Origin of the sequence: Agromyces marinus (genome assembly GCF_021442325.1) — a bacterium.
GTDB classification, from domain to species: Bacteria; Actinomycetota; Actinomycetes; order Actinomycetales; family Microbacteriaceae; genus Agromyces; species Agromyces marinus.
Map to the genome: position 1 here is coordinate 361144 of NZ_CP087879.1, position 19262 is coordinate 380405.

22 protein-coding genes and 1 tRNA gene are annotated in these 19262 nt (G+C 69.0%); 18 read left to right on the forward strand and 5 right to left on the reverse strand.

Annotation, left to right across the window (positions count from 1 at the left end):
- Nucleotides 1-4: 4 nt before the first annotated feature.
- Nucleotides 5-628 carry a hypothetical protein gene (locus tag DSM26151_RS01755; RefSeq protein WP_234660712.1) on the reverse strand — a complete coding sequence of 208 codons (624 nt, stop codon included), beginning with the start codon at nucleotides 626-628 and terminating at the stop codon, nucleotides 5-7.
- 173 nt (nucleotides 629-801) lie between these two features.
- Here DSM26151_RS01755 and DSM26151_RS01760 point away from each other — a divergent pair, with 173 nt between their 5' ends.
- Nucleotides 802-1293 carry a nucleotidyltransferase family protein gene (locus tag DSM26151_RS01760; RefSeq protein WP_234660713.1) on the forward strand — a complete coding sequence of 164 codons (492 nt, stop codon included), beginning with the start codon at nucleotides 802-804 and terminating at the stop codon, nucleotides 1291-1293.
- On the forward strand, nucleotides 1290-1610 hold the full coding sequence (locus DSM26151_RS01765) for a HepT-like ribonuclease domain-containing protein (protein WP_234660714.1): 321 nt from the start codon (nucleotides 1290-1292) through the stop codon (nucleotides 1608-1610). The genes DSM26151_RS01760 and DSM26151_RS01765 overlap by 4 nt, the downstream gene beginning before the upstream one ends.
- 103 nt (nucleotides 1611-1713) lie before the next feature.
- On the opposite strand, the gene DSM26151_RS01770 is transcribed toward DSM26151_RS01765, so the two are convergent.
- A complete protein-coding gene (locus tag DSM26151_RS01770) occupies nucleotides 1714-2334 on the reverse strand; it encodes a hypothetical protein (protein ID WP_234660715.1) in 621 nt (206 codons plus the stop codon).
- Nucleotides 2335-2511: 177 nt separating this feature from the next.
- On the opposite strand from DSM26151_RS01770, the gene DSM26151_RS01775 reads away from it, so the two are divergent.
- From DSM26151_RS01775 to DSM26151_RS01820, 10 genes are all read left to right on the forward strand, one after another.
- A complete protein-coding gene (locus tag DSM26151_RS01775; protein WP_234660716.1) occupies nucleotides 2512-3180 on the forward strand; it encodes a prepilin peptidase in 669 nt (222 codons plus the stop codon).
- Nucleotides 3181-3309: 129 nt separating this feature from the next.
- Entirely contained in the window at nucleotides 3310-3489 is a 180-nt protein-coding gene (locus tag DSM26151_RS01780; protein WP_234660717.1) for a Flp family type IVb pilin, read from the forward strand.
- A 76-nt stretch (nucleotides 3490-3565) separates the two neighbouring features.
- Nucleotides 3566-3946, forward strand: a complete 381-nt coding sequence (locus tag DSM26151_RS01785) for a TadE/TadG family type IV pilus assembly protein (RefSeq protein WP_234660718.1) — start codon at nucleotides 3566-3568, stop codon at nucleotides 3944-3946.
- The gene (locus tag DSM26151_RS01790) at nucleotides 3829-4905 is read left to right on the forward strand and encodes a TadE/TadG family type IV pilus assembly protein (RefSeq protein WP_234660719.1); all 1077 of its coding nucleotides are present in this window, start codon (nucleotides 3829-3831) and stop codon (nucleotides 4903-4905) included. The genes DSM26151_RS01785 and DSM26151_RS01790 overlap by 118 nt, the downstream gene beginning before the upstream one ends.
- A 47-nt stretch (nucleotides 4906-4952) precedes the next feature.
- Nucleotides 4953-5699: a Flp pilus assembly protein CpaB gene (cpaB, locus tag DSM26151_RS01795; RefSeq protein WP_234660720.1), complete on the forward strand. Its 747-nt coding sequence runs from the start codon at nucleotides 4953-4955 to the stop codon at nucleotides 5697-5699.
- A complete protein-coding gene (locus DSM26151_RS01800; RefSeq protein WP_234660721.1) occupies nucleotides 5696-7081 on the forward strand; it encodes an AAA family ATPase in 1386 nt (461 codons plus the stop codon). Before cpaB ends, DSM26151_RS01800 begins: the two co-directional genes overlap by 4 nt.
- Entirely contained in the window at nucleotides 7078-8634 is a 1557-nt protein-coding gene (locus DSM26151_RS01805) for a CpaF family protein (RefSeq protein ID WP_234660722.1), read from the forward strand. Before DSM26151_RS01800 ends, DSM26151_RS01805 begins: the two co-directional genes overlap by 4 nt.
- Nucleotides 8631-9584 (forward strand): type II secretion system F family protein, encoded by a 954-nt coding sequence (locus tag DSM26151_RS01810; RefSeq protein WP_234660723.1) that lies wholly within the window; start codon nucleotides 8631-8633, stop codon nucleotides 9582-9584. Before DSM26151_RS01805 ends, DSM26151_RS01810 begins: the two co-directional genes overlap by 4 nt.
- An 11-nt stretch (nucleotides 9585-9595) precedes the next feature.
- Entirely contained in the window at nucleotides 9596-10462 is an 867-nt protein-coding gene (locus tag DSM26151_RS01815) for a type II secretion system F family protein (protein WP_234660724.1), read from the forward strand.
- A 45-nt stretch (nucleotides 10463-10507) separates the two neighbouring features.
- Complete coding sequence (locus DSM26151_RS01820) at nucleotides 10508-11605, forward strand: alpha/beta hydrolase (RefSeq protein ID WP_234660725.1); 1098 nt, start codon at nucleotides 10508-10510, stop codon at nucleotides 11603-11605.
- On the opposite strand, the gene DSM26151_RS01825 is transcribed toward DSM26151_RS01820, so the two are convergent.
- Both DSM26151_RS01825 and DSM26151_RS01830 read right to left on the reverse strand, forming a co-directional pair.
- Nucleotides 11606-12844, reverse strand: a complete 1239-nt coding sequence (locus DSM26151_RS01825; RefSeq protein ID WP_234660726.1) for an ATP-binding protein — start codon at nucleotides 12842-12844, stop codon at nucleotides 11606-11608.
- Between the two features lie 281 nt (nucleotides 12845-13125).
- The gene (locus DSM26151_RS01830; protein WP_129233407.1) at nucleotides 13126-13614 is read right to left on the reverse strand and encodes a YajQ family cyclic di-GMP-binding protein; all 489 of its coding nucleotides are present in this window, start codon (nucleotides 13612-13614) and stop codon (nucleotides 13126-13128) included.
- Nucleotides 13615-13724: 110 nt separating this feature from the next.
- On the opposite strand from DSM26151_RS01830, the gene DSM26151_RS01835 reads away from it, so the two are divergent.
- Nucleotides 13725-14444, forward strand: a complete 720-nt coding sequence (locus tag DSM26151_RS01835; RefSeq protein ID WP_234660727.1) for a sulfite exporter TauE/SafE family protein — start codon at nucleotides 13725-13727, stop codon at nucleotides 14442-14444.
- 61 nt (nucleotides 14445-14505) lie between these two features.
- Here DSM26151_RS01835 and DSM26151_RS01840 read toward each other — a convergent pair whose 3' ends face one another.
- Nucleotides 14506-15522: a LacI family DNA-binding transcriptional regulator gene (locus tag DSM26151_RS01840; protein WP_234660728.1), complete on the reverse strand. Its 1017-nt coding sequence runs from the start codon at nucleotides 15520-15522 to the stop codon at nucleotides 14506-14508.
- 172 nt (nucleotides 15523-15694) lie between these two features.
- On the opposite strand from DSM26151_RS01840, the gene DSM26151_RS01845 reads away from it, so the two are divergent.
- From DSM26151_RS01845 to DSM26151_RS01865, 5 genes are all read left to right on the forward strand, one after another.
- Entirely contained in the window at nucleotides 15695-15859 is a 165-nt protein-coding gene (locus DSM26151_RS01845; protein ID WP_234660729.1) for a hypothetical protein, read from the forward strand.
- Nucleotides 15860-15871: 12 nt separating this feature from the next.
- Entirely contained in the window at nucleotides 15872-16546 is a 675-nt protein-coding gene (locus tag DSM26151_RS01850) for a PH domain-containing protein (protein ID WP_234660730.1), read from the forward strand.
- 85 nt (nucleotides 16547-16631) lie between these two features.
- Nucleotides 16632-16716: transfer RNA gene (locus DSM26151_RS01855), tRNA-Tyr, on the forward strand.
- Nucleotides 16717-16965: 249 nt separating this feature from the next.
- Nucleotides 16966-18135: a CaiB/BaiF CoA transferase family protein gene (locus DSM26151_RS01860; RefSeq protein WP_234660731.1), complete on the forward strand. Its 1170-nt coding sequence runs from the start codon at nucleotides 16966-16968 to the stop codon at nucleotides 18133-18135.
- Complete coding sequence (locus DSM26151_RS01865) at nucleotides 18132-19262, forward strand: extracellular solute-binding protein (RefSeq protein ID WP_234660732.1); 1131 nt, start codon at nucleotides 18132-18134, stop codon at nucleotides 19260-19262. Before DSM26151_RS01860 ends, DSM26151_RS01865 begins: the two co-directional genes overlap by 4 nt.

Genomic DNA, 19262 nt, shown 5'->3' on the forward strand with positions numbered 1-19262 from the left:
TCCGTCAGATCATCACGCAGTACCAGATGGCGCGGAGCACCGGCCCCCACGACGCGAACGACCCCGAGAAGTCACCGCTCGGGCAGTACGGTCCGAATTCGGTGAAACCCTGGCCGAGCACGGCGCCCATGTCGGTCTGCGGCCCGGTGTAGGGGTCGGCGACGCACTTCCAGTAGGCGCCGTCGTCGTGGGCGGGGATCGTGAGGGTGCCGGTCAGTGATGCGCAGGCGGCTTCGAGTGGTGTCATCGCGTCGATGACGAATGGGGCGGATGCCGCGGCGGTGCCGCCGTCGGTGAGCGTGAACGCGACCGTGAACTCGTGTTCGCCGTCGGTCAGGTTCTCGAGGTCGACGGAGTAGGTCGCGGCCTTCTTCGTGGTCGTGTCGGCGGCGTCGTCGCAGGCGACCGGCTCACCATCGATGTCGCACGCCTGGCTCGCGATCGCCTGGGCGCCGCGGTTGATCGCGTAGTCGATCGTGATCGTGGCTGCGTCGGGTGTTCCGGCGGTGGCGGATGCTGCGGGCGCGCTGCTCTTGCCCGGTGCGGCGTGCGCGGGCGCGGCGAGACCGACGAGGGCGAGGGCGGCGACGGCTGCGAGAGCGAGGCCGGCTCGGGTCGTGGTGCGCATGGCGGCATCCCTTCCTGCGGCGCACGCGCGCCGACGGCCGCAACCTAGACCGTGTCGGGCGTTGCGGGCAGCCCCCAATCGGGGGATACCCTCCCCTTCGCATCCGCGGGTCGAGGAGCGAAGCGTCTCGAGATCCCACGGGCCAACCCACGAAAGCTGATAGCATTTGCTATATGCAGGCTTCACGGGCGAACATCGTCGAGCAGATCGGCGCCGACGCGCGCGCCGCCGACGACCTCCACGAGCGTTCGCGTGCGATGCTCCTGGGCGCGGTCCGCGCAGGGGCGAGGGCCGGTCTCTCCCAGCGTGAGATCGCCGCGGCGGTCGGCCGCAGTCAACCCGAGGTGTCACGCCTGTTGCGCTTCCACGGGAGCTCGGCTCGTGGGCGCGAACTCGTCAAGCGCCGCCGGAAGGTGATCGAGATGGCGGCCGCTCGTGGCGCCCGCAACCTTCGGGTGTTCGGAAGCGTGGCGAACGGCACCGACCGCCCCGACTCCGACATCGACCTGCTGGTCGACCTTGCTCCGGGAACCGGGCTCTTCTCACTCGCCCGCCTCGAGGCCGAGCTCGCCGAGGTCCTCGGAGCCGAGGTCGATGTCGTCCCGGCCCGGGCGCTCCGTGAGCACCTCGCCGAGCGTGTGCTGGCCGAGGCGGTGCCGCTGTGACCCGATCCGATGCTGAACTGGTCAGCGATGCCTTGGCGCACATCGCGGCGCTGCGACGTCACCTGGGTCGTGGAGACCTCGCTGACGAAACGATCGCCGACGCCGTCGGCCCGCGCCTCGCTGCGGCGATCGAGGCAGTGTCCCAAACGAGCGCAACCTTCCGCGAGGGAGCGCTCGGTTCCGACTGGAAGGTCATCTGGGCAACGCGAAACCGCATCGCCCACGGGTACGCATACGTCGACCTGACGATCATCCTGGACACCGTCGAGCACGACCTTCCGGAGTTCGAGCGCACGCTCAGGCGCTCGCTGGAGTAGCGGGCCCTCGCCGTCGGCGCATCGTCTCGCAGGCGGGTCGCGGAGCGCAGCGGCGGCGATCGTGGTGATGGCCGCGAGGATCAGGGCGGTTCGGGCGCGGGGCCTATCCCACCAGGCAGTACCAGGTCGCCTCGAGGATGACGTTCCCTTCGTCGGAGCCCTCGCCGACGAAGAGCTCCCCGCAGAACGGCACGAGCACTTCTCCGGCGTGGTTCAGCAGATCGATCAGGTCTGTGAAGGTTCCCGTGTACGGGTCTGCTGTGCACTCCCACACCGTGTGGGGGTCGTCGGGAAAGGTCAGCGTCCCGGTGAGTGACGCGCACGCGGCTTCGAGTGGTGTCATCGCGTCGATGACGAATGGGGCGGATGCCGAGGCGGTGCCGCCGTCGGTGAGCGTGAACGCGACGGTGAACTCGTGTTCGCCGTCGGCGAGGCCTGCGAGGTCGAGGGAGTAGGTTGCGGACTTCTTGGCGGCGGCATCCGCTTCGCTGTCGCACGGGATCGCGACCTGGTCGAGTGCGCAGTGCTGGGTGGCGATCTGGTGGGGTCCGCGGTTGATGCCGTACTCGATGGTGACCGTGTCGCCGTCGGGTGCGCCAGCGGTGGCGGATGCCGCGGGTGCGTTGCCCTTGCCGGGTGCGGCGTGCGCCGGCGCGGCGAGGCAGAGGGCGGCGATCGTGGCGATGGCAGTCAGGACCAGGGCGGTTCGGGAGCGGTTGCGCATGGCGGCATCCCCTTCTGCGGCTGCGGGCGCACGTCGACGGCCGCAATCTAGACCGTGCCGGGCGCGGCGGGCAGCCCCCGTCCGGGGGATGATGCCGCCCGCCGGCGCGCTCGCCGGCGCGGCGAGGCCGTGGGATCGAGCGCCCCGACCGGTGGCCGGGCCGCTACGCTTCCCCTCATGCCCGTGCCCCTGCTCGCCCTCACGGTCGGGGCCGCGATCGTCGGCGCCGTCGCCGGATGGTGGCCGCTTGCGACCTGGGCGGACCGCAACATCCGCCGCGATCGGGCAGAGCGGATGCCGCTGCGCGCGATGCGCGCGTGGACGGCGGTCGCGACATCCGCTCTCTTCGGCCTGCTGGCCTGGCGGTACGGATTGGACCCGGTCCTCCCGGCGCTGCTCGCGCTCGCCGGAGCCGGCGTCGCACTGTCTGCGGTCGACCTGATCGAGAAGCGACTGCCGAACGCGATGGTGTTCCCGACCGCGCTCGCCGTCGCGGTGCTGCTCGTGGTCGCGTCGGCGCTCACGGGGGACTGGATCGCCCTGGTCTGGGCGCTCGCCGGTGGCGCCGGGATGTTCGCGTTCTACTTCGTGCTCGCGCTCGTCTCGCCGTCGGCGATGGGCATGGGCGACGTGAAGTTCGCGCTGCCGCTCGGGCTGGCGCTCGGCTGGTTCGGCTGGTGGATGTGGATCGGGGGGCTGTTCGGGGCGTTCCTCGTGGGTGGACTGGTCGCGATCGCGGCGCTGCTGCTGCGGAAGGTGACGCTGCGGGGGTCGATCCCGTTCGGGCCGTCGATGCTCGCGGGCGCGATTGCGGCGCTCGTCGTGCTCGGCGCCCCGGCGGGGTGAGCCCTGCGAGCCGTCGAGGCCGAGTACCCCGAACGGGGGCATGGTGCTGATTCATCCGGATGGATAGGTTTTTCTTCGTCGCCCGGACTGGGGGCGGCAGTTTTCTGCTCGACCCGAAGGGTGACTCTCATGCTCAAGCTCTACACGAAGGCTCAGGCCCGCCTCGCGCAGCTCCGCTCGGAGGAGGACGGCAACGCGGCCGAGTACGGCCTCATCATCGCGATCGTCGCGCTCGGCATCATCGTTGGCCTGGGGGCTCTGGCGCTCGCGTTGAACGGCATGTTCGCCGACGTCGCGTCCAACCTCTAGTCTCGCGTGCCCTAGCGGACCTCGGAATCCCGGACTCCGGGCTCCGAGGTCCGCATTGCCGTCCCTAGGAGGGTCGATGCGCCGTCGGTCGCGTGAACGAGGTGCAGCAGCGGTCGAATTCGCCCTGATCATCCCGGTCCTGCTCCTGCTGGTGCTGGGAGTCATGGAATTCAGCCGGCTGTACAACCAGCAGATCTCTCTGTCGAACGCAGCACGATCGGCAGCCCGGGTCATGGCCATTTCGAACGACCAGGGCGAAGCCGTCAACGCTGCCATCGCCGCCGCGCCCGCGCTCAATCCATTGCTCAGCGCGGGGAACGTGGCGTTCAGCTCCGGGGCTTGCACCGCGGGTGCCATCATGAGCGTCACCGTGACATACGAGTCGACGCTCCTCACTGGGGCGTTCGGCCCCGCGTTCAACCTGACCGGAGAGGCGGCGACACCATGCGGGGGCTGATGAAGAGGATGCGCTCTGAGCGAGGTGCCACGGCCGCGACCTTCGGCTTGCTTCTCATCCCGTTGCTCGGGTTCGGCGCGATCGCCGTCGATGTGGGCGCCCTGTACGCAGAGAAGGCCGAACTGCAGAACGGTGCTGACGCCGCCGCGCTTCAGGTCGCGATCGCCTGCGCAAAGGACGAGGCCGCGCCCGATTGCATCTCCGCCGACCCGTCGGCGATCGCCGGCGCGAACGACTCGAGCGACGGTATCGCAGGCATTCAGGCGGTCGCTGTCGACACGACCGCCAATGTGGTCACCGTCACCACGAACACCGAGGACATCGGCGTTCGCCACCCGCTCGCGTCGATGATCCCCGGCATCGGCGACTCCACCGTCGTCACCGCTGACGGTGCAGCAGAGTGGGGCCAGCCAGTTCGCGGATCGACACTCGCGCTCGCAATCGGGTACTGCGAGTTCGCCGACCACCCCCCGCAGGATGGCGTAGCGAACCCGGTCAAGATCCTCGTGGAGTACAACACCGGCACACGGAGGAACTGCCCTGGTGCCTTCGCGCCCGGCGGCTTCGGCTGGCTCCCCTCGATCGACTGCTCGATCGAGATCGACGTCGCGAACCCCTGGGTGGCGAGCAAGCCCGGCAATAGCACGTCGGGCACGGGGTGCTCCGACACGTATATGGCCGACCTGATCGGCAAGACCGTCTTCATCCCGATCTACGACGACTTCCGTGGCACCGGCTCCGGTGCCGATTTCCACATCGAGCAGTTCGCGGCATTCCTCGTCACCGGGTTCAAGGTAAGCGGTGGCAACTCGTACACCGACCCCGAAGCCCCGAGATGCACCGGCAGTTGCCGCGGTGTCCAGGGTCATTTCATGAAGTTCGTCTCAGTCGACGACGCCTTCGAACTCGGCGACGGCGTCGAGAACGGTGCGGCCGTCGTCCGGCTCACCCTCCCGTAGGCTGCCGTGGCAGGCCGACGCCAGTCTCCCTACAGAAAGGCCCCCAGGTGATCCGGATCATCGGTGCGATCCTCGCAATCGTGCTCGCACTCGGCGGTGGCGCCGCCCTCTTCCTCTACGTCCAGTCGGCTGACCGGCGTGCCGCCGAGGGTGCGGAGTTCCAGCGCGTGTTCATCGTCACGGAGGCCGTGCCGCAGGGGACACCCGGCGAGGAGGTCTCCGCGTTCCTCGAGATCGACGAACTGCCGGCCATCGCGATCCAACCCGACATCGTCACGGACCTGGCCGGGCTCGAGGGCATGGTCACCAACGCCGAGCTGCTCCCAGGCGAGCAGTTGCTCGAGGCACGGTTCTCCTCACCCGACGATCTCGCAGCCACGGGTGAGGTGGTCGTGCCTGAGGGGCTTCAGGAGATCACCGTGGCACTCGCTGTGGAGCGTGTCGTCGGAGGCGTCGTGGCGCCGGGCGATCTCGTTGGCATCGTTCTCTCGACGAACACCCAGTCAGTGCTGGCCAACGACGGCACCGCTCAGTCGCAGTTCGTCTACAACGGCATGCTCGTCACCCGTGTGACGGCGGGGCGGACGCTCACGACCGGAAGCTCCGACGACGAGAGCACCGAAGTCGGCGCCTTCCTGGTGACACTCGCGGTGACCGCACCGCAGGCCGAGAAGATCGCGTACGGCGCCGAGCAGCAGGAGGACGGCAACGCCGGGCTCTGGCTGACCCTCCAACCCGAGGGCACCGATACGGGTGGCTCCAGCCTCCGAAGCGGAGAGAACGTCTTCCAGTGACGTCCTACCTCCTCGTCAGTCGCAGCGCGGAGTACGAATCCCGGCTCCGTCGGCTCCTCGGTGCGCGACTCCAGGTCGTGCCGGGCGAGTATGTGACGTTCGGGCCGGATGCCGCGCTTCGCCAGGTCGACGGTGGGCCGAGGATCGCCTTGCTCGGCCCGCTGCTCAGCTACGAGGAGACGAAGGCGCTCATCGCCGAGCTCTCAGAGCGATACCCAGGCATCGGATTCATCGTCGTTCGCGAGCAGCGATCAGATCTCGAGGACTGGGTCGATGGCATGGAGATCCACGCGGTCCTGAGCCCGGAGGCTTCGGACAGCACGACGGAGTCCCTGCTCGAACGTCTCGATGAATGGCTCGTGACGTCGGGCCGCCTGCGGGAGCGCACCCAGGCCGAGATCGACGCGGAGACGCGCCGCGATGAGATCGCCGATGTCTTCGCGATGCTTGCGCCCGGCGTGCGTGCGGAGGAATCAGCGGGAGACGTCGGTGATGCAGTACGAGTCGAGCCGGAGCAGGGAGAGGATGAGGCCGAGGGTACGGCCGGCCCCGGCGTCGAGCCCGAAACCGAGCCCGAGCCGGACTGGGTGATCCCGCCGATGGGGCGTGGCATCCGATCCGAGGTCGTCGTGGTCGCCGCACCGAAGGGCGGGCAGGGGAAGACGACGACGGCGATCAACCTGTCGGCGGGTCTCGCCGAGGTGCACCCGAACTCCGTCGTCCTCGTCGATGCCGACGTGCAGTTCGGCGATATCGCCAATGCGCTCGACCTCCGACCGCAATACTCGCTCGCTGATGTCGTCGGCGTGGGCGACGATGAGGTCGCGATGAAGGCGCTGCTCACGCGGCACGACGACGACTTCTTCGTCGTCGCGGCTCCGCCGTCGCCCGAACTGGCAGACGAGATCCCCCCGAGTGAACTCGGCGTCCTGATCCGTCGACTCGCCACGATGTTCCGCTACGTCGTCGTGGACACGACGCCGGGACTCGGCGAACACACGCTGGTCGCGCTCGAGCAGGCGACAGACGGCGTGTTCGTGACGAACATGACCGTCCCCAGCCTCAGAGCACTTCGCAAGGAGTTCGAACTGCTCGTCGACCTCGACTTGGTGCCATCGAACCGCCACGTCATCCTGAACTTCGTCGAGAAGAACACCGGAATCCTCCCGAAGGACGCCGCGCGCATCATCGGAGCACCGATCGATGTCGAGGTGCCGCGATCGATCGGCGCGGTCCTCGCATCCAACGCCGGAGTCCCGCTCATCCACAACGACGTCCGCGACCCCGCCGCCAAAGCGATCCGCACAGCCGTGCAGCGGATCGAACCGGCCGCCGTCCCCACCCGCAAGCGCATCCACAGGAAAGCGAGGGCAGCGCAATGAGCCTGAGCGACCGACTCGAACGAGCACGCGGAGCACACCGCAGCACCGAGACCGAAGCGGCCCCGGCGCTGTCGGATCCACCGGGCAACGCCCCGACCGCGCCAGACGAACCGGACGCAGCCGGTGGCGGCGCGGTGTCGGCCGACACCGCGGAACGCGGGGTCTCCAAGCCTGCTGCCGAGGTCGCGCCCGACGACGCTGCACACACGAGCACCTGGACGGCCGTCGCGGGCGACACCCCGACGCAACATCAGAGCGACCCCCTGACCGATCTCAAGGAACGCGCCGCACAGGAGCTGTTTCGACGGATCGGGTCCAGACTCAATGACTCGACACTCACCGAGGACCGGCTGCACGCGCTCGCTCGTGAGGAGCTCGGGTTCATCGTCGAGGCCGAGCAGGTCGCGCTCACGACTGCGGAGCGCAACCGACTGATCACTGAGATCGGCGCCGACGTCCTCGGCTTCGGCCCGCTCGAACAACTGCTCGACGATCCTGACGTCACCGAGATCATGGTGAACCGTCACGACCAGATCTTCGTCGAACGGAACGGTCGGCTCTACGAATCGCGGAGCCGGTTCACCGGTGAGCCGCAGCTTCGCCGGGTGATCGAGCGGATCGTCTCGCGTGTGGGTCGGAGGATCGACGAGTCCTCGCCCCTGGTCGACGCTCGACTCGCCGACGGGTCGCGGGTCAACGCGATCATCCCACCGCTCGCCGTCGATGGATCGTCGCTCACGATCCGCAAGTTCGCCCGAACGCCCTACACGGTCGAGGATCTCATCGGATTCGACACCATCAACCGCGAGATGGCCACGCTGCTCGACGCGGCAGTTCGGGCGAAGCTGAACGTCCTGGTTTCCGGTGGAACTGGGACCGGCAAGACCACGTTGCTCAACGTCCTGTCCGCGTTCATCCCGAACGACGAGCGCATCATCACGATCGAGGACGCAGTCGAACTGCAACTCCAGCAGGAGCACGTCGTGCGGCTCGAATCCCGCCCCGCGAACATCGAGGGCCGCGGCGAGATCACGATTCGCGACCTCGTCCGGAACTCGCTCCGCATGCGTCCGGACCGCATCGTCATCGGCGAGGTTCGAGGAGGCGAAAGCCTGGACATGCTCCAGGCCATGAACACCGGGCACGAGGGGTCGATCTCGACGATCCACGCGAACTCGCCACGCGACGCCCTGTCGAGGCTCGAGACCCTCGTGCTCATGGCCGGAATGGACCTCCCGCTGCGTGCCATCCGCGAACAGATCGCGTCCGCGATCGACGTGGTCGTGCAGATCTCGCGCCTCCGTGACGGGACCCGTCGCGTCGTCAGTGTCACCGAGGTCCAGGGCATGGAGGGCGAGATCATCACCATGCAGGATGCGTTCGCCTTCGATTTCGCGGCCGGGATCGATGCCGACGGGAGGTTCCGCGGCCATGCCGTTCCCACGGGCGTCCGGCCTCGGTTCGTCGACCGGTTCGAGGAACTCGGGATCGCGATCCCGCCCGGGATCTTCAGGTACCAGCCCGTCGCCTACGGACTCGGAGAACTCGGATGAGTCCGCTGCTCGCGATCGGTATCGCGTTCGTTCTGCTCGCGCTGCTCGCGCTCGTCCTCCTCGTGCTCTTCCCCCCGCCTCGCCGCATCGCAGTCGAACGTCGTCTGGCTCCGGGCGAGCAGTACGTATCCGCAGTCACCCGTGCTACCGACAAGACGGTCGCCGTACTCGACTCGGCCATTGCCCAGCGCAATCGCGGATGGTTCAACGAGGAGCGGCTCGAGCTCGCCGGGGTTCGATCCACCCCATCCGGCGTCGTGCTCGTGACGTTCGGCCTTGCGGCGGTGCTCGCGTTGCTCGGCGTCCTCGTCGGGTTCGGGTCGTGGTTGGCGCTCGTCTGGGCACTTCTCTTCGCCGCCTTCGCTCCGGTGCTCGCAAACCTGTACCTGACGATTCGGACCGGCCGCCGCCGCGCTGCATTCGCGGACCAACTCGACGACACGCTGCAGTTGCTCTCAGGCAACCTTCGTGCCGGCCACGGGCTCACCCAGGCGCTCGACTCCGTGGCACGCTTCGCCGACCCGCCCACATCCGAGGAGTTCTCCCGGATCGTCAATGAGACGAGGATCGGCCGCGATCTCGGTGAAGCACTTCACGGCACTGCGGCACGAATGCGATCAGACGACTTCACCTGGGCGGCACAGGCGATCGAGATCAACCGTTCGACGGGTGGAAACCTGGCCGAGACACTGCAGCGCACTGCCGCGACCATTCGCGAGAGAAACCAGATCCGACGTCAGGTGAAGGCGCTGAGCGCTGAGGGGCGTCTGTCGGCCATCATCCTCATCGCCCTGCCCATCGCTGTGTTCTTCGGCGTGCTCATCCTCCAGCCCGCATACCTCGCACCGTTCGTCGAGACGATCTTCGGTTGGATGGCACTCGCCCTCGCGGCAGTGCTCATGACCGTCGGGACCGTCTGGATGCTGTTCGCCGTGCGTGTGAAGTTCTAAAGGGGCGCAGCATGTGGATCCCGTACCTCGCCATCGCCGCCGTCACCCTGTCGATCGGCGCCCTCGTCTTCATCGTGTTCACCACGATTCCGGTCAAGGCGGACGTCGTCGCAGCGGTGGCTCCGTCGTCCGAGGATGAACGCAAACGCGTCGAGCGCAACACCTTCTCGGAGACCCTCGCAACGGTCATGCCTTCGGGCTACACGGGCTGGGTGCAGCGCAAGATCATCTATGCGGGAAGGGCCACATCGTGGACCGTCGGGGGCTTCCTGATCGTCCGCCTCATCGTCTCGATCGTTGCGGTGCTCATCATCATCGGGGCTGTGGCGCTCAGCGCGGAATTGCTCCCCCGCATCATCGGCATCGCGTTCGGAGTCCTGATCTTCTTCGCGCCGGAGATCATGCTCAGCAGTCGAGCCGACGATCGACAGACCGCCATCCTGCTCGCACTCCCCGACACGCTCGACCAGATGACCATCGCGGTTGAGGCCGGTCTGGGATTCGAGGCCTCGATGGCTCGCACCGCGCAGGGCGGGCGCGGCCCGCTCTCCGAGGAACTGATCAGGACGCTCCAGGACATCAGCATCGGACGATCGCGGTATGACGCCTACGCGGCGCTGCTCGCCCGCACCGACTGCACGGACCTCAAGCGCTTCGTGCGGGCCATCCAACAGGCGGACCGGTACGGCATCGCAATCGCCGACGTGCTCCGCGTGCAGGCCGGTGAAATGAGGATCAAGCGCCGACAGCGAGCCGAGGAATCGGCGATGAAGGTGCCCATCAAGGTCGTCTTCCCGCTCGTCTTCGCGATCCTTCCCGTGCTCTTCATCGTCCTGCTCTTTCCGGCGGTCGTCGGCATCATCGGTGCGTTCAGCTGATCACCTCGCAAGCCCCAATAGGCTGACCCCCGAGGGGGTTTCGGCATGGCGGAGGCGGTCGGCTGGCAGCCCGACGTGCTCGGGCCCGAATTCGAACAGCTCGCGCTTCCGTTGGAGGACGACGACGAGGGCGAGGTCGTCGCGACGCTCGTCAGGTACGTGGGCGGCGGCGCGAGCGCGCCGGCCCGCCTGGATGGCGCGGAGCACGTAGCGGGCACGGAACGTCGGCGCCGCTGGCGGTGGCCGTGGGAACGCGAGCCCGAGCCCGAACCCGAGCCGACTCCGCGCGGCGCGGCATCCGGATGCGACGTGCTCTACGTCCACGGCTGGAGCGACTACTTCTTCAATCCCGAGCTCGCGCGGTTCTGGAGCGACGCGGGGGCGCGGTTCTACGCGCTCGACCTGCGCAAGTACGGCCGCAGCCTGCGCGAATGGCAGACGCCCGGGTACACGATCGACCTCGGCACGTACGACGAGGACCTCGAGGCCGCGCTCGCCGTCATCGCGCGCGAGGGTGGGCCGGAGGCATCCGCTCGGCCCCTCATCCTGTTCGGGCACTCGACCGGCGGACTCACGCTCTCACTCTGGGCCGCCCGCAACCGCGGGCGCGTCGACGCGCTCGTGCTCAACAGTCCGTGGCTCGAGTTCCAGCTCAGCGGCATCGGACGGCAGGCGATCCAGCCGATGCTCGGGTTCCGGGCCCGGCTCGACCCGATGGGGGCGCTGCCGAACGTCGACCTCGGGTTCTACACGCGCTCGGTCGCGAAGGAGCAGGACGGCGAGTGGGAGTACGACCACGCCTGGCGGCCCGACCGCGGATTCCGCACGCACCCGGCCTGGCTCGCGGGAATCCTGCGCGGGCACGCGACGATCTCCGCGGGCGTCGACGTCGGCGCGCCCGTGCTCACGCTGCTGTCGCAGCGGTCGGTGCTGCAGGCCGTCTGGGATGACGCGATGCTCTCCTCCGACATCGTGCTCGTCGTCGACGACATCGCCCGGCAGGCGGTCCGGCTCGGGCAGGCCGTCACGGTCGCCCGCATCGACGGGGCGCTGCACGACGTGTTCCTGTCGCGCGAGCCCGCGCGTGCGGCTGCCTACGAGGCGGTCACGCGTTGGCTCGAGGGGTACGGGCCGAGGCGGTGATCACGGGCCGAGGGCCGACACCGCGACGACATTGACCCCATCGCTCCGGCGGTACGACGGGCCGCTGCCCGTGATGACGGTGAGCGTCGGTCTCGACTCGCCGCGGGCAGCGACCGCGGCGAATCGCAGCAGCCCCGCAGCGGCCCGCTCGACCACCTCGTCTGCGGAGCCCAGCTTCACCTCGAATGCGTGCCATGTCGAGTCGGGACCCTGCACGATGGCGTCCACCTCCCGGCCCGCGGAGTCGCGCGCGTGGAAGACCGACCCGCCGTGCTGCTGTGCGTAGATGCGCAGCTCGTGCACGACCAGCGACTCGAACAACTGGCCTGCGAAGGCGGCATCGTTCCGGAGCGCTGAGGGATCTGCGCGCAGGAGCGCGACGGCGAGGGCCGGGTCGCAGAAGTGCCGCTTCGGCTCCTTGCGGAGCGTGGCCGACGATCGAAGATGTGCCGACCACGCCGGTTGGTCCTCCACCACGAAGATCCGCTCGAGCGCGGCGAGATAGGCGCGAACCGCATCGCGTGAGAGGGAGGCCTCGTCGCGGGCGAGCGTCGAGATCGACGCCTCGGTCGCCGTCGATCGCGCGAGCGCGGCGAGGAGCCGCCGGACCCGGATCGGGTCGCGTGCAACGCCATCGGCGAGCTGCACGTCGACCTCGGCCACGGCCTGGACGTAGTCGCGCAGGTTCGCGAGGGCATCCTCGATCGTGAGATCCTGGAACGCCGGCCATCCGCCACGGGCGATGCGTTCGAGCAGCGGCAGGTAGCCGAGGTCCTGGGCAGCCGCTCGCGGCGGATCGTCGGCGATGAGCCCGGCGAATGAGACGACGCCGGTCGAGTGCCCGGTCTCGACGAGCGTCATCGTGCGCATCCGCAGGCGCGCGAAACGCCCGGCACCGGAGTGCCGCGTCGCGTTCACGGAGGGAGCGGACGACCCGGTGAGGATGAACTGGCCCGGTGCATGCCGTTCGTCGACCGCGCGGCGGACCGAGTCCCAGAGTCGAGGCTGCCACTGCCATTCGTCGAGCAGCCGAGGCGCTGCGCCGTCCAGCACGAGCGCAGGGTCGATCTCCATCAACTGCGCCACACCGGGGTCGGTGTCGACGTGACTCACGCTCGCGGCTCGCTGCAGCGCGGTCGCGGTCTTCCCGCACGCCTTCGGCCCCTCGATGAGGACGGCCCCCGCGCGCCGCAGGGCGGAGTCGAGTTCTGCGTCGACGTGCCGCGGTGCGTAGTCCATGCCGTTTCCTCTGCTCTCGACTCCTCGGTCGTGTCTGGTTCGCCTTCTGGCCGGCGCGTGCGGTTCGCCAATTCGAGGGCATCAGAGCCTACAGATCGGATACGTTCCGATCGTCAATTCGAGAGTACATCAGTCGTCAGTTTGAGGACACGGGGTTCATACGCGCGCGGCCGTTCACGTCGGATGGGAGCGGAACCGGATTCCTACGCGGAGCCGTGAGCGCGGAACCCCTGAGCGCGGCGCCGTGAGTCGGGCCGCGAGAGCCGCAGCCAGACCGTGCGTCAGCGGAAGTTGACGAACTGGAGGTCGACGTCGAGGTCGGCGGCCTTGAGCAGGCGGATCGTCTCCTGCAGGTCGTCGCGGCTCTTCGACGAGACGCGCAGCTCGTCGCCCTGGATCTGCGACTTCACCGTCTTCGGGGCCTCGTCGCGGATCAGCTTGCCGATCTTCTTCGCATGCTCCTGGTCGATGCCGTTCTTCAGGCCGATCTCGATGCGGAACTCCTTGCCCGACGGGTAGGGCTCGCCCGCGTCGAGCGACTTCAGCGAGATGCCGCGCTTGATGAACTTCGACTGCACCACGTCGAGCACCGCCTTCACGCGCTCGTCGGTCGAGGCCTTCAGCAGGATCTTCTCGCCCGACCACTCGACCGACGCGCCCACGCCCTTGAAGTCGTAGCGCTGCTCGACCTCCTTCCGGGCCTGGTTGACGGCGTTCTCCGCCTCCATCTTGTCGACCTTGCTCACGATGTCGAACGTCGAATCAGCCATGCGAGCCAGTCTAGCGAGGGGGTGCGAAGGGGCGGATGCCGCGTCCGCGCGTGGATGACCTAGCATGATGCGGTGCACCCGAACCGTCGCATCCCGCGCACGCGCGCGCGATGAGCGACCCGTTCGGGGCGGCCGCGTTCGCGGTCGCCGTGATGACCGCCGCCGTCGCGCAATCCGCCACCGGGTTCGGGTTCGCACTCATCGCCGCGCCCGCGCTCATGCTCGCCGCCCCGGGGCGCAGCCCGTTCTCGCTGCTCGCCGCGGGCATCGTGGTGACGGTGACGACCCTGTGGGCCAACCGTTCGGGGTTCGACTGGCGCGTCGTGGCGCCGATCGTGGCGGCATCCGTCCCCGGGGCGATCCTGGGCACCCTCGTGCTCGTGAACGCGGATGTCGCGGCCGTCCGGATCGGCATCGGACTCGTCGTGATCGCCGCATGCCTCATCAGCCTCTTCGGGCTGCGCGTGCCGCAGAACCGCACGACGCTGCTCACCGCGGGCGTGCTCGCCGGCGGGCTGAACTCGATCGCGTCGATCTCGGGACCGCCGCTCGCCGTGGCCTACCGGCCCGAACGGCCCGACCAGCTTCGCGGGAACACCGCGGCGGCGTTTCTCATCATGGGACCCATCTCGCTCGTGACCACTGCGATCGCGGTGCCGCCCGACCTGGTCGACCTGCAACTGGCCGCGATCATGGCGGGCCTCGCGGGCATCGGGCTGCTCGTCGGATGGACGTGGGTTCGGCGCCTGCCGATCCACGTCGTGTCGCGCGCCGCGCTCGCCCTGAGCGCCGGTGCGGGCGTGACGCTGCTCGTCTCAGCCGCGATCTGATGCGCGCGGGGCGCGGCGTGCGCGCTCCGCGCGCCGCAGCGGGGGAGTTGGGTGCCCGCGGTCAGGCGGGCGGGACCGCGGTGGAGGAACGCACGCGCAGCTCGAACGGCAACGGGGTGGCCGCGGGCTGCGCGGCATCCGTTCCCGGCTCGAGCTGCTCCATGAGGATCTCGACCGCGTGCTCGCCCTGCCCTCGCGGGAACTGCGCGACCGTCGAGAGACCGAAGAACTCCGCGAGGTCGTGGTCGTCGATGCCGATGATCGACACGTCGCGCGGCATCACCATGCCCAGGTCGCGCGCGGCCAGGATCGAGCCCATCGCCATCTCGTCCGATGCGGCGAAGATCGCCGTCGGGCGCGCGTGCGGCACGCCGAGGAGCTGCTTCGCCGCCTGGTAGCCGCCGGCGATCGTGAAATCGGCGGGCGCGAACATCCGCGGTTCGGGGTCGACGCCCGCATCCCGCAGCGCGGCCTCGTATCCGAGCCGCCGGTTCGTCGGCAGGTGGAAGTCGAGGTCGAACTCGAGGTCGCCGCCGATGTGCGCGATGCGACGGTGGCCGAGCGCGAGCAGGTGCTCGGTCGCGAGCCGGGCGACCGCGACGTCGTCGATCGTGAGCGTGCGGACCCCCGGGATCGGACCGCCGACCCCCACGAGCGGCTTGCCCAGATCGTGGAGCCGCTGCACCTCGTGCTCGGTCAGCTCGAGCGAGACCGCGACGACCGCATCGACGCGCTGGCGGAGGAGGAAGTGCTCGAACACGCTCGATCGCTCGCGCCCGTCTCCGGCGAGGTTGTACAGCGTCAGGTCGTAGCCGTTGCGCAGCAGCGCCTGCTGCGCGCCCTCGAGCACCGAGGAGAAGTACCAGCGGTTGAGGAAGGGGATCACGACGCCGACATTGCGGGTGCGACCGGATGCCAGCCCCGATGCGTTCGATGACACCACGTAGCCCAGGCGCGCCGCGGCATCCTCGACCTTGGCCTTGGACGCGGGGGAGACGTGGCCCCGCCCGCTCAACGCGCGGGAGACGGTCGCGGTCGACACGCCCGCGAGCTTCGCCACCTCGTCGATGCCGACCATGTCCACCGCCCCAGAGCCCGCCGCCCGGGTTCGGGCGAGCGCAGCCGATCCTATCGCCGTCGGAGTGGCGTGTTCGCGACCGTGCCCGGCGTGCGGTAGACATGAGCGGGTCCGGGGCGGGCCTTTCGGGGGCCTGGCTTGCCCACCTGACGAGTCGAAGGGAACGTTCGCCGTGAAGTGGGTCAAGCGCATCGCATTGGCGGTCGTGATCGGGTTCGCCCTGTTCTACACGATCACCCGCCCCGAAGATGCCGCGAGCGCGGTCCAGGGCGCGGTCGCCGCCGTCTGGGGCGCCGTCGAGTCCGTCGGAACGTTCTTCACCTCGCTCGCATCCTGAGTGGAGCGACCCGTGAGTGCGAGGGCGCGGAGCATCTTCGACCCCCACGTCGAGCAGTTCCTCATCGCCGACGAGGGTGAGGTGGTCGTCGACGAGGTGGCCAAGCACTGGGCGGCGATCGTCAAGCCGGTCCTCCTGCTCGTGGCATCCGTGCCGTTGCTGATGTTCTCGTTCATCGTGCCGGAAGCCGTGTGGTGGCTGCCCGCCGTGCTCGCGCTGTGCCTCGCCGTGTGGTCGCTGTGGCGCATCCTGCAGGCGCAGATGGATCGCTTCGTCATCACCAACATGCGCGTGTTCCGCGTGCACGGCATCCTCACGCAGCACATCGCGACGATGCCGCTCGCGCGAATCCTCGACATCTCGGTGCACCGCCCGGTCGTCGGACGCATCTTCGGCTACGGCCACTTCGTGTTCGAGTCGGCCGCGCAGAACCAGGGGCTGAACCAGATCCGGTACGTCGGGGCGCCGAACGAACGCGACCTGACCATCCAGCGCGTCATCTCCCGGGCCGGGCTCCGCGGTCCGGTGAACCGCCAGGCGGGGATGCCGCAGGCCGCCGGAACCGGCGATGGCGCCCGCTCCACCCGCTCCACAGGGGCCATCGCGCCGACCGGGAGCGGAGCGGGAGACACGGGGAGAACCGACGAACTCGGCCCGAACGACACGGTGCCGATCCAGCGGCTCTGATCCGCGGGCGTCGATTTCGCCGAGCGGCCCCGTGCGGGTATTCTTGTGTGGCCCCCGGTCATGTGCAGAACGTGGTCGGGCGTACGGCGAGTTACCCAAGCGGCCAAAGGGATCTGACTGTAAATCAGACTGCATTGCATTCGGGGGTTCGAATCCCTCACTCGCCACCATCGTGAAGCCCCGGTTCGCCGGGGCTTCTCTCGTTCCGGGGCTTTCTCGCTCCGGGCGCGGCTCATGTGCCCGGCGCCGCACTCGTTTCCGGCGCTGCTCTCGTGCGGGCTCCTCCCGTGCCGGCGTCTCTCCCGTTTCGCCGCTTCACGGTCGCTCCGCGGCTTGCGCTGCATCCGTGTCGGCGACTACGATGATCAAACGATTGAGCGAACAAACGTTTGACCATTCCCATCATCGAAGGCGATTGCATGAACGCACCGAAGCCACGCCCACTCGACGGCATCCTCGTCCTGGACTTCAGCCAGTTCCTGGCCGGCCCGGTCGCAGCGATGCGCCTGGCTGATCTCGGTGCGCGGGTCATCAAGGTCGAGCGTCCCGGAACCGGCGACATCGGGCGGACCCTCGCGTTCGCCGGTCGGACCGCCGACGGCGACACGGTCTCCTTCCACGCGATGAATCGCAACAAGGAGTCGATCACGGCCGACCTCAAGTCGCCCGTCGACCTCGCCTACGTGCGGCAGCTCGTGGCCCGGGCCGATGTCGTCATCCAGAACTTCCGCCCCGGCGTGATGGAGCGGATCGGCCTGGACTACGAGTCGGTCCGCGAGATCAACCCGTCGATCGTCTACGCGAGCGCCACCGGATACGGAACGGACGGGCCGTGGCGCGACCGCCCGGGCCAGGACCTGCTCGCGCAGTCCATCTCCGGCCTGCCGTGGCTGAACGGCGGCCACGACGACGGCCCGGTTCCGGTCGGTCTCTCGATCGCCGACCACCTGCTCAGCTGCCACATCGCGCAGGGCGTCACCGCACTGCTCGTGCGGCGCTTCCGCACGGGCGAGGGCGGGCACGCCGAGTCGAGCCTGCTCGAGGCCATGCTCGACCTGCAGTTCGAGCTGCTCAGCACCCGGCTCAACGACGACACCATCGATGTGCGGCGAGGCGGCCCGCATTCCGCCCATGCGTTCCTTGCGGCGCCGTACGGCACGTATCCGACCTCCGACGGCCACCTCGCGCTCGCCATGAATCCCATCCCGACGATCGGCGAACTGCTCGACCTGCCCGAGCTCGCGGCCATGGTCGACCCGCAGGAGGCCTGGGACCGGCAGGAGGAGATCGAGGCCGTGCTCGCGGCTCGATTCGCGGGCGGGACGACGCAGTCGTGGCTCGACATCCTCGACTCGGCCGACGTGTGGTGCGCGCCGGTGCTGACCCTCGACGAACTCCTCGAGTCGGACGGCTTCGCCGCCATCCGGATGACGCAGCAGGTGCGCCGCGGCGACGCGACCCTGTCGACGACGCGCGGCCCCATCCGCATCGATGGCGAGGTGCTCACGAGCCCGAAGGCCGCGCCGCGACTCGGGGAGGACGACGCTCGCATCCGTGCCGAGTTCCCGCCCGTGGAGGTGACCGCATGACGATCGTGCTGCGCGGGATCACCTGGGAGCACGAGCGCGGGTACGGCAGCGTCGCTGCCGCGGCGCGTGCGTACCGTGCCGTGGCTCCCGACGTGGAGGTGGCGTGGGAGTACCGTTCCCTGCTCGCCTTCGGCGACCAGGGGCTCGACGAGCTCGTCGAGGAGTACGACCTGCTCGTCATCGACCATCCGCACATCCCGTTCGCGGCCGAGCGCGGCCTCCTGCTCCCGCTCGACGGCCAGGGGCACGACGACGAGCTCGCGGTGCTCGCGAGCCAGTCGGTGGGTGCGTCGCATGCGTCGTACCGGCACCGGGGCCGGCAGTGGGGTCTGGCGACGGATGCCGCGGCCCAGGTCGCCGCATGGCGACCCGACCTGCTCGACGAGCCTCCGCGGACCTGGGACGAGGTGCTCGCGCTCGCGGCCGCGGGTCGTGTGCTCTGGCCGGCCAAGCCCGTCGACGCGTTCTCGAGCCTCGTCACGATCGCGGCCAGCCATGGGACCGATCCGATGCGCGATCGGGGCGTCTTCCTCCCGCGGGATGCCGCGCTCGAGGCGCTCGGGATCATGCGACGGCTCGCGGCCTCGACGCCCGAGGACAACCTCGGGCTCAACCCGATCGAGGTCGCCGACCGGCTCGCCGAGGGCGACCGGTACGCATACAGCCCGCTGCTGTTCGGGTACACGAACTACTCGCGTGCGGGCTTCCGCGAGCATCGCCTCGCCTACACCGACATCCCTGCCGGATCGGCAGGGGTCCGGGGCTCGCTGCTCGGCGGTGCCGGCATCGCGGTGTCGGCGCGAACGCGGCATCCGGATGCGGCGATCGCGCACGCGTTCTGGCTCGATTCCGCCGAGGTGCAGGAAGGGGTCTACTTCGACGGCGGCGGGCAACCGGGCAACGCTGCGGCGTGGGACGCCGACCGGACCAACGAGCAGACGCTCGATTTCTTCCGCGGTACTCGGGCGACGCTCGAGTCCGCGTACGTGCGACCCCGGCATCCGGACTACCCCGAACTGCAGAACGAGATCGGGCCGCTCATCACCGCCGCTCTCGCCGGGCGACTCACCGACGACGAACTCCTCGGGCGCCTCGACGAGGCGACCGAGCGCCACCTGGAGGACTGA

Bases quoted from the DNA above. Each gene is read 5' to 3' on its own strand.
- DSM26151_RS01770 (WP_234660715.1), bottom strand. From the start codon at position 2,334: ATGCGCAACCGCTCCCGAACCGCCCTGGTCCTGACTGCCATCGCCACG.
- DSM26151_RS01775 (WP_234660716.1), top strand. From the start codon at position 2,512: ATGCCCGTGCCCCTGCTCGCCCTCACGGTCGGGGCCGCGATCGTCGGC.
- DSM26151_RS01835 (WP_234660727.1), top strand. From the start codon at position 13,725: ATGAGCGACCCGTTCGGGGCGGCCGCGTTCGCGGTCGCCGTGATGACC.
- DSM26151_RS01825 (WP_234660726.1), bottom strand. From the start codon at position 12,844: ATGGACTACGCACCGCGGCACGTCGACGCAGAACTCGACTCCGCCCTG.
- DSM26151_RS01815 (WP_234660724.1), top strand. From the start codon at position 9,596: ATGTGGATCCCGTACCTCGCCATCGCCGCCGTCACCCTGTCGATCGGC.
- DSM26151_RS01755 (WP_234660712.1), bottom strand. From the start codon at position 628: ATGCGCACCACGACCCGAGCCGGCCTCGCTCTCGCAGCCGTCGCCGCC.
- DSM26151_RS01760 (WP_234660713.1), top strand. From the start codon at position 802: ATGCAGGCTTCACGGGCGAACATCGTCGAGCAGATCGGCGCCGACGCG.
- DSM26151_RS01840 (WP_234660728.1), bottom strand. From the start codon at position 15,522: ATGGTCGGCATCGACGAGGTGGCGAAGCTCGCGGGCGTGTCGACCGCG.
- DSM26151_RS01830 (WP_129233407.1), bottom strand. From the start codon at position 13,614: ATGGCTGATTCGACGTTCGACATCGTGAGCAAGGTCGACAAGATGGAG.
- DSM26151_RS01820 (WP_234660725.1), top strand. From the start codon at position 10,508: ATGGCGGAGGCGGTCGGCTGGCAGCCCGACGTGCTCGGGCCCGAATTC.
- DSM26151_RS01805 (WP_234660722.1), top strand. From the start codon at position 7,078: ATGAGCCTGAGCGACCGACTCGAACGAGCACGCGGAGCACACCGCAGC.
- DSM26151_RS01780 (WP_234660717.1), top strand. From the start codon at position 3,310: ATGCTCAAGCTCTACACGAAGGCTCAGGCCCGCCTCGCGCAGCTCCGC.
- DSM26151_RS01810 (WP_234660723.1), top strand. From the start codon at position 8,631: ATGAGTCCGCTGCTCGCGATCGGTATCGCGTTCGTTCTGCTCGCGCTG.
- DSM26151_RS01785 (WP_234660718.1), top strand. From the start codon at position 3,566: ATGCGCCGTCGGTCGCGTGAACGAGGTGCAGCAGCGGTCGAATTCGCC.
- DSM26151_RS01860 (WP_234660731.1), top strand. From the start codon at position 16,966: ATGAACGCACCGAAGCCACGCCCACTCGACGGCATCCTCGTCCTGGAC.
- DSM26151_RS01865 (WP_234660732.1), top strand. From the start codon at position 18,132: ATGACGATCGTGCTGCGCGGGATCACCTGGGAGCACGAGCGCGGGTAC.